We start from the raw sequence: 15,974 nt of genomic DNA, 5'->3' as shown, positions 1-15,974 counted from the left end.
TAGAGAAAGATATAACTTAAACCGAAAAAGAGAAAGGAATGAAGATAAAGAAAACAATACTTACGGCAGCTATACTAATGGCTGCCGTTTCTTTACCGGCACAGAACAAGAGTGCAGGGATCAATATATCCATCTGGAAAGATATATGCACGCAACCGCATGACAGTACACAGACGACCTATGTAAACATCGGCCTCCTGTCTACCATGAACCGTCTGAACGGCGTGGGTATCAATGCGTTGGGAAGCGTGGTTCATGGTGACATGAACGGAGTACAAATCACCGGATTAGCCAACTTGGCAGGGGGTACTATGCGGGGCGTTCAGCTGGCTGGTATCAGTAATATCAGCGGCGATAACACCGTAGGGCTTTCTGCTGCCGGATTGGTAAATATCACCGGCGACAGAGCACAGGGAGTAGTCATATCCGGGCTAACGAGCATCGGCGGAGACAACAACTCGGGGTTAATGATTAGTGGTTTCATGAATGTGACGGGCAATATGGCTTCGGGCTTACACTTCTCCGGAGCAGCAAATATCACCGGACAGAGCTTCGGCGGTCTGATGGCTTCGGGACTTTTAAATGTAGTAGGCGAACACATGAACGGTTTGCAGATAGCAGGAATTGCCAATATAACCGCTTCAAAGCTGAATGGAGTGCAAGTAGCATTATGCAACTACGCAACGAAAGCGCGCGGACTTCAAATTGGTCTTGTCAATTACTACAAAGAAGATATGAAAGGTTTCCAACTTGGTTTGGTGAATGCAAATCCTGATACAAAAGTGCAAATGATGGTATACGGTGGAAACGCAACGCCTGCCAATATCGGAGTACGGTTCAAGAACCAGTTGTTTTATACAATATTGGGAGTGGGTTCCATGTATCAGGGATTGAATGATAAGTTTTCGGCCAGCGCATCCTATCGTGCCGGTCTGTCTTTCCCCCTTTACAAGGGGTTATCCATCAGCGGAGACCTCGGATACCAGCACATCGAGGCTTTTGATAACAAAGATGAGGTCATCCCGAAACGCCTGTACGCATTGCAGGCACGTGCAAATCTGGAATATCAATTTACCAAGAAGTTCGGCATCTTTGCAACAGGTGGATATGGGGTAACCAGATTCTATAATAAATCGAGCAATTACGATAAGGGAGCTATTATCGAAGCGGGTATTGTTCTTTTCTAAACTTATTCACCACAGAGGACGCAGAGGACACAGAGGTTTACTATTTTTTATTCACTATAGAGTAACACAGAGTCTCATGTATTTAGAATCGTATTTATCGCTCTGTTTTACTTGCAGAAAAAAACTCTGTGTCCTCTGCGTCCTCTGTGGTGAATAAATTCAGAAACGTGCAACTTTGAGCATACTGATTACTAATTATACCTTTTCTTTTATCAGACCAGTACGATAAGCAACGAGCAATTTCTTCAAATCCTGTATTTGAGTCACCAATTCTTTTCCTTTATCGGTATCTTTCACCATCATCCGTTGCGAATTGAATTCCAAGACAAAGTTGGTAGATTTGATATCAAGCCCCTCTTCAATAGCTTTCTGACGAGACTGGAACGGCTCGTGCTGCACAAGCTGCATACCATGAGAATGATAAACAAGCGTATATCCCGCAATTCCCGTTTCCGGCTGATAAGCTTTTGAGAATCCGCCATCAATAACGAAAAGCTTGCCATTGGCTTTCATTGGCTGTTCTCCCTGAATTGTTTTCACAGGCACATGCCCGTTGATGATATGCGAGTGAGGGCCGGAAGCTCCAAACTCTGCCAAAATCTGATCGCAGACATCTTCCCGGTTACGCAATGTATAATAATAACCTTTCTTCTCTTTATGCAATTCTTTATCTTCTACGAAATAACGCTCAAAAGTTGCCATCTTATCCTTATCGAACAAGGGAGCTTCCGGACCACACCACATATACCAAATGTAATCCATAGCAAATTCCTTATCCTCCTCCCCTTCTTCATCGAAGTACGCAGTACGAATCAGTTGATCGGCTTTATCCAGCAATTTACGCCCCCAATATTCCTTACCACGTATTTTGACATGCTTAAAGCTGCCATCCTCATTCAGAGGGACAGAAGCGTGATAAAGAAGATTCGAATTTGAAACCAGATACATTCCGCCGTATGTAAACAGGCAACGCATGTGTTTCTTCAGCTTTTCACTATTCATAAATGAATAATGAATCTTTTCTACCAATTCGCGTTCTTCTTCCGTCAACCGGTAAGGATCGGCAGGATCTACGGTCGGGAAGTTGGTATCGCGCAAAGCATATTCTTTTCCTTCGTATACAAAGATGCCACGCTCAAAATCAATCTTTTCCAGCAGTTTACGGTTGGTCATCCCAAACTCCGGACGACGGTCGATAATTTCGGCTTCCAGCTTAAACTGGATAATGGTAATGGCTTTATGCATTTGAGTTATCAAGCGCAGAGTCTTCTCATTATAATGAGCGTCGGCAAAATTCATCTTCGGCATGAAGATGGTGCAAGGATCATCGGCATACGTATCCATTGCAAAAGTAGCCAATGGAAGCAGATTGATTCCGTATCCGTCTTCAAGCGTGCCCAGGTTGCCGTAGCGCATGGACATACGTATCACGTTGGCAATACAGCTGTCGTTACCGGAAGCTGCCCCCATCCAGAGAATATCATGATTTCCCCATTGAATATCGAAGTTATGGTAATTGCACAACGTATCCATGATGATATGCGCGCCAGGACCACGGTCGTAAATATCGCCTACGATATGAAGAGAGTCAATAGTCAGACGCTGAATCAGATTGCACATAGCGATAATGAAATCGTCGGCACGCTTGGTAGTGATAATCGTGCTGATAATTACATTGATATAAGCATGCTTGTTCGGCTCGATGGAAGATTCGTGCAATAATTCCTGAATAATATAAGAGAACTCGGCAGGCAGCGATTTACGAACCTTCGAACGGGTATATTTGGAAGATACATTCTGACAGACCTTCACCAGTTGGTTCAGGGTAATCAGATACCAATCATCCAGATCCTTTTCACGGGCTTTCACTAATTGAAGTTTCTCTTCGGGATAGTAAATCAACGTGCAGATTTCTTTCTTTTCAGCCTCGCGGAGAGTGTTGCCGAATATTTCATTTACTTTACGTTTTACCGCACCTGAAGCGTTTTTCAGTACGTGCTGAAAAGCCTCGTATTCTCCATGAATGTCAGTCAGGAAATGCTCTGTCCCTTTAGGTAGATTTAAGATAGCCTCCAGATTGATTATTTCCGTACTAGCATCGGCAATCGTAGGAAAACTTCGGGAAAGCAGTTGCAGGTAACGGAGATCGCCCACAATGCTTTCAGGAGTTATGTTACTTTGAGCAGTCATTTTATTTACTATTTTACTATTTACAATTTACTAGTTACTAATTACGATTCAGCAATGTACCATTCTCAATTTAACAAGAACATCAACAACACTTGGGCGATAATTACCCGCAAGAACATACATAGCGGATAAACAGTCGCATAGGCTACGGATGGGTTGTCGCCGGGGATTGTATCGTTTACATAGTTCAGTGCCATCGGATTTGCCATACTTCCGCACAACATACCGGATACAGAACCGAAATCGATCTTCATCATCTTGAAGGCCACGAATCCAACCAACACTGTTGGAATGATAGTCAATCCGGCTCCCAAACCAATCCATAATAAGCCTTCCGGACGGAATACGGTATCGAAAAAGTGAGCTCCCGCATCCAGTCCCAGACAGGCAAGGTACATGGAAAGTCCCAAGGCACGCAACATCAGGTTCGCGCTACGGGTGGTATAGGTAATCATGTGTATCCGTGGTCCAAAAGTACCCAGAAGGATACCGACAATGATCGGTCCGCCCGCTAATCCCAACTTCACAGGAGTACTGACACCCGGAAAAGAGAAAGGAATAGCCCCCAGTGCCAAACCAAGCACGATACCGATAAATATAACAACCAGATTGGGTTCTTTCAGGCTTTTCACGGCATTTCCCAATACTTTCTCCACATTCTGGATAGCAGCAGCCTCGCCCACCACTGTCAGGCGGTCGCCCAACTGAAGTATCAATCCCGGAGTAGCAAGCAGTTGCACCCCCGACCGGTAAACACGGCTGATGTTAATACCGTAATGGTTTCTCAACCGGAGTGCACCGAGTTTCTTACCATTCAGTTCGGGACGGGTGACAACGATACGCTGCGAGATCAATTCGCTGTCAATCGCATTCCAGTCAATGTCCTCTTTATTCCAATCCGTATTTTCCTGTTCACCAAAAAGCACTGTCAGGGCCAAAGCGTCTTTTTCCGCAGTTACCACCAGCAGACGGTCGCCTTCTTTCAGAATCTTGTCTGAAGTCGGAATACTGACATGTCCGTCACGCCACAAACGGGATATGACAAACTTCGGGTAACTCATACGAGCTATATCCTTGATACTTTTATTGAAAATAGCAGGATTGTGTACTTGAAACGCTGCAATATAAGTTTTGTTCGCATCGTCTTTCTCTTTTATCTCCAAGTCTTCTTTGCGGACCAATACTTTACGGATTAATAAAACAGCAAGAATTACGCCGACTACTCCCATCGGATAGGCCACCGCACATCCTAAAGCAGGCGTACTGCTGTTTATTCCCATCTGTTTCAGAGTTTGTTGCGCAGCTCCCAATGCCGGAGTGTTTGTCGTTGCTCCACAAAGGATGCCCACCATATCAGGAAGAGAGACACCCGTTGCATAACTAGCCACCACCGTCAACAACGTTCCCAGCAGAACGACTCCCAACGCCAACATATTCAGCGTTACCCCGCCTTTACGGAAAGAGCTAAAAAAACCGGGACCGACTTGTAGCCCGAGGGAATAAACGAAAATGACCAGTCCGAAACTTTCTGCGTAGTTTAACATCTGCGGATCGACCGAAAGCCCGAGATGGCCGGCCAGGATACCCGCAAAAAAAACAAAAGTGACTCCCAGGGAAACTCCCCAGAAATGCACTCTTCCCAAGCCCAAACCAATGGCAGAAATCAGTGAAAGTACCACAACAGCCTGTAAGGCAGAATGTTCGATGAATAGACTATATAACCACTCCATGTATATAAAAACTAATAGGGCGCAAAGATAAAAACTATTTAGTCCGGTTCAAAACTTTTAAGCTTTCATTTCGCGCCCCAATTATACCCTGATTCATATATCCTGAAATCTTATTGATTACCCTTTTACACTGTTACCTGTTATTTTGTTCTTAATATCTGTTATATTTCTATCTTAACAATCTTATCCTTTCTCTTTTTACCCGCATCTTGTTATCCTTCCAACGATGCTTTTTTACCTGTTTCTTCCTTTACGCTTACCTATTTCTTTATCTTTTTCTAATTTCTTTATCTCTCCTAATTTCTTAACCTTTTCTTATTTCTTCCTGCTTCACGTTTCTTCCTGCTTTACGCTTCATCTTGCTTTACGTCTCATCTTTTCCCTTGAAACTCCACAAAGTTATTTCGTCCGTCCAGATAACCGCTCAATCTGTTTCCACCGATATATACATCATCCAGGTATGAAACATCATTCGGTCCGTATGACATACGAATGGAAGTCTGTGCATAATTTTCCCAACTCCAACGGAAATTATATTCATATTGATCGACTGTTCCATTAGGATATTCCACCCGTATATAGTCGATTCCGGTACGGTCTAAAAAGAAATCCAGTTCCTGACGGCAATAGTTACCGTCCATGTCGCGGTAGAAACTAACCCAGGTACGGCTACATAAATCAGCCGAACGGTTATAGTACCCTGCACCATTATTATCATCATCATAGAAACTATCTATTTCCACTTCGCAAGAGGTAAAACTTACCATCAATATAGCCATCAACGCCAAACCGAAGTATTTAAATGTGCTCGTTTTCATATTCCTTTATTTTTAATGGTTCTCTAATTATTATATATCATTTATCTTTCGATAGAACAAAAGTAGAGAATGAATTTTCCCCATGAAACTGAAAACTCCTACTTATCAGGAGGAAATTGCCTAAATCTAGGAGTAAATCCCTCCGGCGAAGTCTATTTCAAAGAATTCTTGTATCTTTGCCTCTTGCTAACAACACATGAAATTATCCGTCACATGAAGTCTATCAAATCACATATCACCCAATTATTGAAGTCCCTCAATGAGGGAGTATTCGAAAAAGAGCATACCATCGCACTGTCTCTGCTATCCGCCATGGCAGGGGAAAGTATCTTTCTGCTGGGCCCTCCGGGAGTAGCTAAAAGTTTGGTAGCACGCAGGCTCAAACTGGCATTTAAAGACGCAGATGCTTTTGAGTATCTGATGTCCCGCTTCAGTACACCGGACGAAATATTCGGTCCCGTCTCCATTTCAAAATTGAAGGATGAAGATACGTACGAACGCATCACAAAAGGATACCTGCCGACAGCATCAATCGTCTTTCTGGATGAAATATGGAAAGCCGGCCCTGCTATCCAAAATTCCCTTTTGACGGTAATCAATGAAAAGATATACCGCAACGGACAATTTACAGTGCGTGTACCCCTGAAAGCATTAATTGCCGCTTCCAACGAACTGCCGGCAAAAGGTGAAGGACTGGAAGCTTTATACGACCGTTTCCTGATCCGTCAGTTTGTCGGATGTATCGAACAGGAATATGCGTTCGATCAGATGATTTCTTCTACGCGGGAGATAGAACCTGAAATCCCTGAAAAGCTCCAGGTGAACGATGAATTATACAACCAGATACAAGCTGAAAGCGAAAAAGTAGGCATTCACTATACCATCTTCGAGCTGATTCACAATATCAAACGAGAAATTGAACAATATAACACAGGACGGGATGAAAACACCCCTCCCATCTATGTATCCGACCGCCGCTGGAAGAAAATAGTAGGTCTGCTCCGCACATCAGCCTATCTGAATGAATCTCCGGGAATTCATTTCTCCGACTGCCTGTTGATGAGCGCCTGCCTATGGGATGAAATTTCGCAGCTCCCCATTATCGAAGAGATTGTAGAACAGTCGATAGCACGAGGCATCAACACCTATCTGTTAGGAGAAAAACGGCTGGAACAAAAACTGGACACACTGAAAGAAAACATGAAGTCCGAACACAGCCTGCGTGAACTTAGCGATCCGGGAATTCAGGTAGTAGACACCTTCTATCATCGCATAGAAGGTTATCACATTGCCGGAAACCTACTCATATTTGCTTCCGATTACCAGTCTTTGAAGAAAGACAGCAACCGGCTGTTTTATATCCAGCAGGATAAATTCCGTCCGGTCAACAAAATCCTGAAAGCCTACGATTTTGTAAAGAACAGAAATATCGCGCAAAAGAATATCTATTCCCTCCGAAAAGGAAGACGGTCTGTTTTCGTCAACAATCAGGAATATCCGTTACTATGTTATGACAATTGTGATCCTTTGCCTGCACAACAGGATGGCAACACTCCGTTCGAATTTACATTGCAGGAAGTGATCGACTTGCTGCATCAAATGGAAGTGGAATATAAAACAATCTCCGAACGGGAAACAGCATATACAAAAGAGCATCTCTTCTTAAGCTCATCGCAAAAAAGCAAGATCAAACGAATTTTAGGAGAGACTGCACATATCATAGAGAATTACCGGAACGAACTCCGCATCATCGCTCATGCCCATGAACAAGAGAACAGAGAGTATTAGGCTCAAACACCTGCAAGACATTTATTATGAGAAATTACAGGGAATAGCCTACGATGTGTACGACGAACAACTGCACAACCTGATTATCCGTCCCGAAGAACTGGATGCGGATATTCACCGGTATTTTCGTCACACGCAACCCTCCCTGCAAGATTTCTACTCCCACTACGCGTCGCAATGGGAATACTTTCATGAAATGGATGAAGCATCCGACACCAAGTTTCTCCAATTCCTGAAAAACAGCGCCTACCCGTTCTCGATGAAATATCACCTGGTAGACCTCAACGTAAAATACTACCTCCAGCGTTTTGACGCAATCAGCCCGCGCTCTAAAGAATGGAAAGCGTTGCGGACTCTCTTCTTCGACAAATGGCACACACTGCTCTCGAACAACGAGTTCAACTATCAGATGGAACATATCGAGCGGCTTTGTGATGATTTCTACCGTCTTCAGCTATCACTTGCCAAAAACCTTCCGGTGCGTGGCGGCTCACGCCTCGTCTGGTTACTCCGCAACCATAAACAGATAGCAGAACAGATTTTAGAATACGAAGAAACGATCAAACGAAATCCCGTTATCCGTGAACTGGTAGAAATCTTGGGCAAGAAACACCAAAGCAGCCGGAAACGTTTCAAAATGACTGCCGGTATTCATCGGGAACAAATTATATCTCATGCCACCCGAAGCGATATTACAGGTATTTGCGAAGGAAACGACTTAAACAGCCTTCTTCCCTTGGAATATTGTTATCTGGCCGAAAAAAGTCTGCAACCCATTTTCTTTGAGCGTTTCATTGAGAAGAGATTGCAAGTCATCGACTATCAATCACACGAAAAGCAAACCATCAACGACAAGAAAACAATAGGGAACGAAGTTTCCGAAGAAGCCGAAGGCCCTTTCATTGTTTGTCTGGACACTTCCGGTTCCATGGCAGGCGAACGGGAAAGAATCGCGAAATCCACCCTACTTGCCATTGCCGAACTGACGGAAGTGCAACACCGAAAATGTTACGTCATCCTGTTTTCCGATGATATCGAGTGCATTGAAATCACAGATTTAGGCGGCAGTTTCGATCGCCTGGTCGATTTCTTATGCCAATCCTTTCATGGCGGAACTGATATGGAACCTGTTATCACGCATGCTTTGCGGAAGATCAGCGAAGAAGGATATATGGAAGCGGACATTATCACCGTATCGGACTTTGAGATGCGTCCTGTCGATCAACTACTATCCCGAACCATCGAACACGCGAAAGCGAAACAGACAAAGATGTACGCTATTTCTTTAGGTGGCAAGAGTGCCGAGACCAGCTATCTGAAATTATGTGATAAATATTGGGAATATAGCATTCAAAACGCCGAAAGTCTTAATAAAAATAGAATTGAGGAATCAAATAATTAATCAATGTTATAAAACATCTCTTTTTTCTTGTTTTATTTGCAAAGTTGACAGAAGTCCGTATATTTGTACTGTGTTTTTCATAGTATTAGATTTAAGGTTAACAAAAAGATTGGCTGTCTGGGATAGATAGCCTTTTTTTATGTCCTTTTCTTACGTCAAATATACCGTCACTATCCCATCCGGATGTTTACCCTATCCCATGAAGATACCGTCACTATAATAAGCGGATAGCGTCAATATGTTTCAAGTTCCCATTCCATCGATAAAAATTAAAAGCTTTCGAAAAAAAAATCTTCCGTTTAACATTTGAAACATAGCAGGTTATCTCATTTTACAAAAAACAGGTAAAAAAAATCTTGCTAAAAGATTTGCGTAGTCCAAAAGTTCCCCCTATATTTGCACCGCATTTGAGAGAGAATGCGGGTTCAAGGAAGTTTGGGTGAGTGGCTGAAACCACCAGTTTGCTAAACTGACGTACTCGTAAGGGTACCGGGGGTTCGAATCCCCCAGCTTCCGCAAAAAATCTCAATATAAAAAAGAGCTAAGTTTTAAAGACTTGGCTCTTTTTAATCTATCAAACTCCGGTGGGTTCGTCTAACGGTTAGGACACATGCCTCTCACGCATGTAATACGAGTTCGATTCTCGTACCCACTACAAAGAAAAAGAGGAAATGCAGTTTAACTACATTTCCTCTTTTTCTTTATAGATCTCAAAGTAAGATTCTTTATCTATTCTCAACCGGACTCTTTCTTCCCTCTTCTGCCCAGCCAGGTTTACGAACAAGTTGAAATACAGTTGACTGAAAGAAAGGTTGGAACGATCATAGGTTATATCAAACGTCCAGGTTCTACGGAAAGAATCGAAAGTAGCGAATGGTTGCTCACCTCCTTTACACATAAACACTTCCGGGAAAGACGTAGGCGGATAAGGCTGGAATAAGCCCGCTAATTGGGCATACACATAGTCAATCATCCATTCGTCTCCCGTCAAGGTCAATTCCCCTTTCAAGCGGAGTTTGATTGCATAACTGGCAGTCACGTCAGACGAGGTATAAACAGGGACTTGGCTTTTTGCCGAATAGTTACCGTCTTTATATCCAAGACTCATCGTTAGTTTAGACCGGCCGACGCCATTAAATTCATCTACTTCCTGATCCGCCGACTGATTTTTCAGGTTAATCATAAATGTCAGTTTACCGAGAGTCGGGTCACCCGGATATTGCGCAAGCGTGTCCAACACATAATCTTCGGTATTATAACTTCGGGCTATCAAATCTCCCTTTCCTGCCTCCAAAGCCGGACCGCCTCTTTCCACATCCACATTGCCAACCGGATAATAAATAGCATCATTATCCCTAACGCAACCACTCAAACAAAACAGCAACACTGCCAAGCCTATTATCTTATTCATAATCACCTTACTTCTTGATTTTGCGGACAAAGATACATCTTTTTTATACCACCCTTGATTTATGTCAACCGTTTTTAGTATTTTTGCACACATCAAGACAGAAAAGACATGGATACACTATTAAGAGAGACTGTAAATGCTGTTGTCAATTCCCGCTTTCCGGAGATGAGTATAGAAGGAAGACGGCAGATAGAAAGCATACTGATTCGTGAAGAATTTCCCAAAGGAGCCATAGCGCTCAACGAAGGAGAAGTAGCCCACGAACTTGTTTTTGTAGGAAAAGGCATGCTTAGGCAGTACTATTACAAAAACGGGAAAGACGTGACCGAACATTTCTCATACGAAGGATGTATCGTGATGTGCATTGAAAGTTTTCTGAAACAAGTACCCACCCGGCTAATCGTAGAAACTCTTGAACCTTCCATTATTTACTTATTCCCCCGCGACATGATACAAAAATTAGCGAGGGAGAACTGGGAAATCAACATGTTCTATCAAAAGATATTGGAATACTCTTTAATTGTATCACAGGTTAAAGCAGACTCCTGGCGTTTCGAATCCGCTCGCGAACGTTATAACCTCCTGCTCGAAACACATCCGGAAATCATCAAACGCGCGCCTCTGGCACACATCGCTTCCTATCTTCTGATGACACCGGAGACACTAAGCCGTGTACGCTCCGGTGTTCTATGATTTTAGCGGCTTTTCCGGTATTCTTTTGGAGACATACCGGTGTAATGCTTGAAATATTTCCCAAAGAAAGACTGGTTTGCAAAATTCAGCCGGTCGGCAATCTCCTGTATGTTCATACTTGAAGAATTCAGGAGGGCTTTCGCTTCCAGAATCACCAACTCGTCAATCCACTCCCCTACCGTTTTTCCGCTGACTTCTTTCACTACTCCCGAAAGATGTTTCGGCGTCAGACACAGTTGGTCGGCATAGTATTTTACGCTGCGTTCAGACTGGTAAGACTCCACTAGAGACTCATAAAAGCGTTCGAAGATATACTCTTTCCGGCTTTTGTTCTTCATCGTAGTAGCGTTTGCAGGTGCATGATTAGTAAAAATAGTGCAAAGCTCGAAAAAGAACCCCTGCATCAGTCCCATTACCACTTCCCTACGATATAAAGCTTCCTTATTCCTCAACCGTTTCCTGATAAACGCGTGATACTCCTTCACCACCTCCTGCTCGTGCGGAGTGAGGTCGAAACACGGATAATCTTTCAGATAGAAAAACAAAGAAAGTACATTTCCGATCTTAGGCAACGTTTCCAGCAAGTTCTTCGACACAGCAAAGAAAATGCCTTTAAAATCGTGACTGAAATACCGCTGCTCGATAATCTGATTAGGCAGTGCTATCACCATCAATCCGGGACACAATTGAAATTCACGCAGACTGATCTTAAAAGTACCGGTACCCTCCAGACAAAGCCCCACCGTCAACACTTCCAGTTTGGTAGGCCCGTTATACAACGATATAACGCTCTCCGTATCGAAAAGCGCTATATCATTATCAACAACATCAATGTTGTCGGCATCTATATGTTTAGAATGAACTACCGAAGAAATACCTACTTTCGGAACACTTTGAATATCCATACTCTCTCTTTTTTTGGCGACAAATATACCAGCATTTAATCAGATATACAAGCCAATCGGGAGCATTATCGGACATAATGAACACTTTTAGATACTTATCGAACAGACCGGAACAGATATTCATAATCACGTTTGGCAGCCGGCACCGTCCACTTTTCCGGGACAAACTTCCACTGATTGAGCGCTTTCGGGTCCATCGTTCCTTTCTTCTCAATATAATTCATCAGATAGAAACGGAGGTCCTTATCCGTAGAGAAAATAATGCGGTCTTTCAATTTCTCCTGCGGGATGCCCGACCCTTTCGTCAGCAATTCTCCGCCACCATTGCCACGGTAAGAATTCAAGGCCACCTTATATATCTTATCCATGCGGAAAGGAGAACCATCGGCCATGCTTGTAATCGTTATTTTTTCACCCTGCGGTTTAGTGACATCCACCGTATAAATAATGCCCGAAGCCGAGTCGAAATTAAAACTGTAATTCTGGAAAGACGATCTATCCTCCGCACTTTCACGACGCTTCTCCTTGAACCAGAGCAGATGATCCTCCGGCGATTTCATCCGGTTCGTCCACATATAATAAGACATCTCCAAGAAATCCTTAATCTCCTTTCCGGACAGAGTCATCACATACAGCATGTTCTCATACTTATATAAATTGAACATATCACTCACGAATACATCCCCCTTCTTTATTTCCGAATCAAACGAAAGCGGAGCGGCAAACGAGATGTCGGCACCGGTGATGTCGAGCTGCAAGGTATGTATCAGGTCGATAAAGGCAGAAGGGCCGAAGAAAGCAGGATGAGTGGAGATACTTTCGGTAAAAGTGCCGATCTTCTTCGAAACGAACTTCTGCACCGTTTCATATTGCGGGGCAAAACGCTTCATAAAGTCCTCGCTGATTCCGTAAGCCTCCGTTTCCGTCAAGACACCCTTGATATCCTTGCTCTGCACCTTTCCATCTTTCAGTTTCAAGGTCACATCTACGTTAGACAAAACAATCCCATTGCTGGCCGGATCGATAATCAACACCGAGTCTCCGGCAACATTCATCACCTTCTTACATTCGCGGGAATGATCGTGCCCCATCAATACGATATCGAATCCCGGCACATTCTTCGCTACGTTGAGAGAAGCATTCTCGTTGTACTTGCCCGACATTTTGAAAGCCTCCTGTCCAGCATGGAACAAGCCGACCACCAAATCCGGGTTCTCTTTTTCACGGATAACCTTCATCCATTTGCGTGCCGTCTCTTCCATATCGTCGAAACGCAATCCTTTCCACAGATTTTCGGAGAGCCATGCAGGGATGGCAGGGGTAATCATTCCCAATACCACGATCTTCACGCCATCACGTTCCAACACTTTGTAAGGAACCAGATGGGGCTGTCCCGTAGATGTATCTATGATGTTGGCACCCAACACTGGGAAGTCACAAGTGGTGATCCAACGGTCGAAAACGGCACGTCCCGTTTCCACGTCATGGTTACCCATGTTGCCGGCATCATACTTCATGTAATTCATCATTTCCGAGCAAAGATGGGGAGACACCGTATCTATATAATTATAGTAATAGGCAGTGGGCTGTCCCTGCAAAATATCGCCGTTATCCAGCAATATCAGATTCTCCTTATATTGTTCGCGCTCTTTCTGCACGAAAGAATAAACCCGTGCGAGACTCCCCTTCCATTCGTGGCGGGTTATAAAATTATAAGGATAATAATTGCCATGTACATCACTTGTTTCTACAATCTTCAGTTTCACCACCTTTTCCTGCGCCGCAACAGACAGAGCGAGGCAGAGAAGCAAGCCATAAATTAATACGATTCGTTTCATTCTTTTTCTATATTTAGATTTAACGGATGAGAGAATACAAACCGCGCCCCACCGGTATAGTCAGGGTCGATCCATATACTTCCTTTCCATTTGTGCACAATCAATTTACAGATAGACAATCCCAGTCCGGTACCCTGGGCATATTCATTCAGTTTCTCAAAACGCTCGAACACAAGTCCCTGTTTTTCTTTCGGGATGCCGCATCCGGTGTCCGTCACCGAGAAGACAGCCATTTGCGTTTCCTCATTCACAGAAAAGTCCAATGTGATCTTACCGCATTTCGTAAACTTGTTGGCGTTGGACAGCAGGTTAATCATCACTTGCTGCATACGCTGCACATCCGTCACCATCCGGAAAGATTCGAAAGAAGTGGTAAACAAGAACTGGTTTTCCGACGACTGCCGCGAAAAACTAACAGACGCCACCACCTGGCTGCACAACTGCACCACGTCACATTCCTCCCAAGTCAGCGTCACCCGGTTGGCCTCCAAACGTGAAAGGTCGAGAATATCGTTAATCAGTCGAAGCAACAAATCCGAATTGGTTTTGATAATCTGATAATAAGACTGCTGTTCCTCCTCCGTGCTACCGCCAACGGCCAATACATCCGAGAATCCTACAATCGAATTCAACGGTGTCCGTATCTCATGGCTCATATTGGCAAGGAAAGCACTCTTCAGACGATTAGACTCTTCCGCCCTGTCTTTTGCTACGCGCAAGTCCTTCTCCGATTTCAGCAGCTCATCTTTCAGGCGTTTCGTACGGAAATAATAGAAGAGAGAGATGCACAAGCCGAGCACCAGAATCACAAACAAAGCACAGGCAGACCATATCTGATAAGTATATTGCTGATAGAACGAAACCGGCTGGTTGACAAGCTGCACTTTAAAAGGCAATACCGCCGGGTCCAGCCCCCATTCCTTCACCTTCCGGCTATCCAATACCGCTTTGCAGCCGATTACCGAAAGATGTTTCGCCGTATCCTGCGGGTGCGTATCCATCCGTACAGACTCCATAGCCATCTCTCCACCCACTTTCCGGTAGTCGGGCAACACCCCTCCTATCGCCCAATGACCGAGACTCACCGATGAAGGGGTAAAAGCCGGAATGGTAGGGGTAACTTCCATCATGGCATACGTGGCATTTCTCATGAAATACCCCTCATTCATATCCACCCGCCACGTTCCTACCAGGATCACCGTATTTTCGGGCAGTTGCCTCAACTCCTCAACGATGGTATAAATAGAATGTTTCCGTCCATCCATCAGAATCAAATCCAGATCGGGGAATTTCTTCATTTCTTTTCGTACCAATGCTTGCATGGTTACTCCGCCATACGTGTTGTCCGAAATAAAGGCAATGTGTTTCGTTTTCGGATAGAAGGCTTGAATCATCTGAATATTACCCTCTATATCATATTGGTTGATAAATCCCGATTTGAGTTCGGGGATATTCAGATGGTCGTCGAAAATATCGACAGATTCGGGCATCCAGCTGTCCAGGCTTCCCACGGTATCTTCCGGCAATATCACCACGTTGCTACTGGCCAGACTGCACATCACGGGCACTTTCACCTGCATTTCATCCCGCTGAGACAAATAAGCGGCCCATGCTTCCTGACCTAACAAGATAATCTGCGCCGGATGCTTTTCCCCCTGGTATTTAGCAAGAATCTGTGTCATCATTTTGCTCCATAGCGGAGCTTCCGAGAAGCTTTTACAGTTCATATTCTCGATGATGATGTCGCGCTGTCCTCCCAACTTGCTATATTCATCCATATAATCGGAAATAGTGACCGATGTTTGGTGCGCTGCCGGATTATAAGAACAGATAATCAGAATAGGTTTCTTATCGTTAGAGACAGCCAAGACCTTCGATGACTGCAGGAGCCAAAGAAAACAGATAAAAAAATACCCAAGACGTCCCAGCATAATAATGCAGTTTTGATGTGTTAATTCATTAATTGAGTTGCAAATATAGTAAAACTTGTCGGGTTTAACAGATTTATATGT

The 15,974-nt window shown here is 43.9% G+C and carries 11 protein-coding genes and 2 tRNA genes; 6 read left to right on the top strand and 7 right to left on the bottom strand.

Annotation, left to right across the window (positions count from 1 at the left end; genetic code table 11):
• Positions 1–38 precede the first annotated feature (38 nt).
• Entirely contained in the window at positions 39–1,187 is a 1,149-nt protein-coding gene (locus tag DW173_RS13110; protein ID WP_120144548.1) for an LA_2272 family surface repeat-containing protein, read from the top strand.
• Between the two features lie 195 nt (positions 1,188–1,382).
• Here DW173_RS13110 and DW173_RS13105 read toward each other — a convergent pair whose 3' ends face one another.
• The 3 genes from DW173_RS13105 to DW173_RS13095 all read right to left on the bottom strand — a co-directional run bounded on the left by DW173_RS13105 (position 1,383) and on the right by DW173_RS13095 (position 5,925).
• The gene (locus tag DW173_RS13105) at positions 1,383–3,377 is read right to left on the bottom strand and encodes a fructose-bisphosphatase class III (RefSeq protein WP_004316337.1); all 1,995 of its coding nucleotides are present in this window, start codon (positions 3,375–3,377) and stop codon (positions 1,383–1,385) included.
• Between the two features lie 65 nt (positions 3,378–3,442).
• On the bottom strand, positions 3,443–5,107 hold the full coding sequence (locus tag DW173_RS13100; protein ID WP_008019318.1) for a putative transporter: 1,665 nt from the start codon (positions 5,105–5,107) through the stop codon (positions 3,443–3,445).
• Between the two features lie 371 nt (positions 5,108–5,478).
• Entirely contained in the window at positions 5,479–5,925 is a 447-nt protein-coding gene (locus tag DW173_RS13095; RefSeq protein ID WP_008644218.1) for a hypothetical protein, read from the bottom strand.
• A 213-nt stretch (positions 5,926–6,138) separates the two neighbouring features.
• Here DW173_RS13095 and DW173_RS13090 point away from each other — a divergent pair, with 213 nt between their 5' ends.
• From DW173_RS13090 to DW173_RS13075, 4 genes are all read left to right on the top strand, one after another.
• A complete protein-coding gene (locus tag DW173_RS13090; RefSeq protein WP_032842191.1) occupies positions 6,139–7,713 on the top strand; it encodes an AAA family ATPase in 1,575 nt (524 codons plus the stop codon).
• A complete protein-coding gene (locus DW173_RS13085) occupies positions 7,688–9,115 on the top strand; it encodes a hypothetical protein (protein ID WP_199722840.1) in 1,428 nt (475 codons plus the stop codon). Before DW173_RS13090 ends, DW173_RS13085 begins: the two co-directional genes overlap by 26 nt.
• Before the next feature lie 429 nt (positions 9,116–9,544).
• A tRNA-Ser gene (locus DW173_RS13080) sits at positions 9,545–9,631 on the top strand.
• 67 nt (positions 9,632–9,698) lie between these two features.
• Positions 9,699–9,770, top strand: a tRNA-Glu gene (locus DW173_RS13075).
• 27 nt (positions 9,771–9,797) lie between these two features.
• Here the strand turns inward: DW173_RS13075 and DW173_RS13070 are convergent.
• Positions 9,798–10,619: a DUF3845 domain-containing protein gene (locus tag DW173_RS13070; protein WP_120144546.1), complete on the bottom strand. Its 822-nt coding sequence runs from the start codon at positions 10,617–10,619 to the stop codon at positions 9,798–9,800.
• A 15-nt stretch (positions 10,620–10,634) separates the two neighbouring features.
• On the opposite strand from DW173_RS13070, the gene DW173_RS13065 reads away from it, so the two are divergent.
• Entirely contained in the window at positions 10,635–11,219 is a 585-nt protein-coding gene (locus tag DW173_RS13065; RefSeq protein ID WP_004316331.1) for a Crp/Fnr family transcriptional regulator, read from the top strand.
• Between the two features lie 2 nt (positions 11,220–11,221).
• Here DW173_RS13065 and DW173_RS13060 read toward each other — a convergent pair whose 3' ends face one another.
• From DW173_RS13060 to DW173_RS13050, 3 genes are all read right to left on the bottom strand, one after another.
• Positions 11,222–12,124, bottom strand: a complete 903-nt coding sequence (locus DW173_RS13060) for a helix-turn-helix domain-containing protein (RefSeq protein WP_008022062.1) — start codon at positions 12,122–12,124, stop codon at positions 11,222–11,224.
• Between the two features lie 95 nt (positions 12,125–12,219).
• Positions 12,220–13,962 carry a bifunctional metallophosphatase/5'-nucleotidase gene (locus tag DW173_RS13055; protein WP_120144545.1) on the bottom strand — a complete coding sequence of 581 codons (1,743 nt, stop codon included), beginning with the start codon at positions 13,960–13,962 and terminating at the stop codon, positions 12,220–12,222.
• Positions 13,959–15,893 carry a sensor histidine kinase gene (locus tag DW173_RS13050; protein WP_049702968.1) on the bottom strand — a complete coding sequence of 645 codons (1,935 nt, stop codon included), beginning with the start codon at positions 15,891–15,893 and terminating at the stop codon, positions 13,959–13,961. Before DW173_RS13050 ends, DW173_RS13055 begins: the two co-directional genes overlap by 4 nt.
• Between the last annotated feature and the right edge of the window lie 81 nt (positions 15,894–15,974).

Source organism: Bacteroides sp. AM16-13 (assembly GCF_003602705.1).
Lineage (GTDB): Bacteria > Bacteroidota > Bacteroidia > Bacteroidales > Bacteroidaceae > Bacteroides > Bacteroides xylanisolvens.
This window is presented reverse-complemented; position numbering and strand designations above follow the sequence as displayed.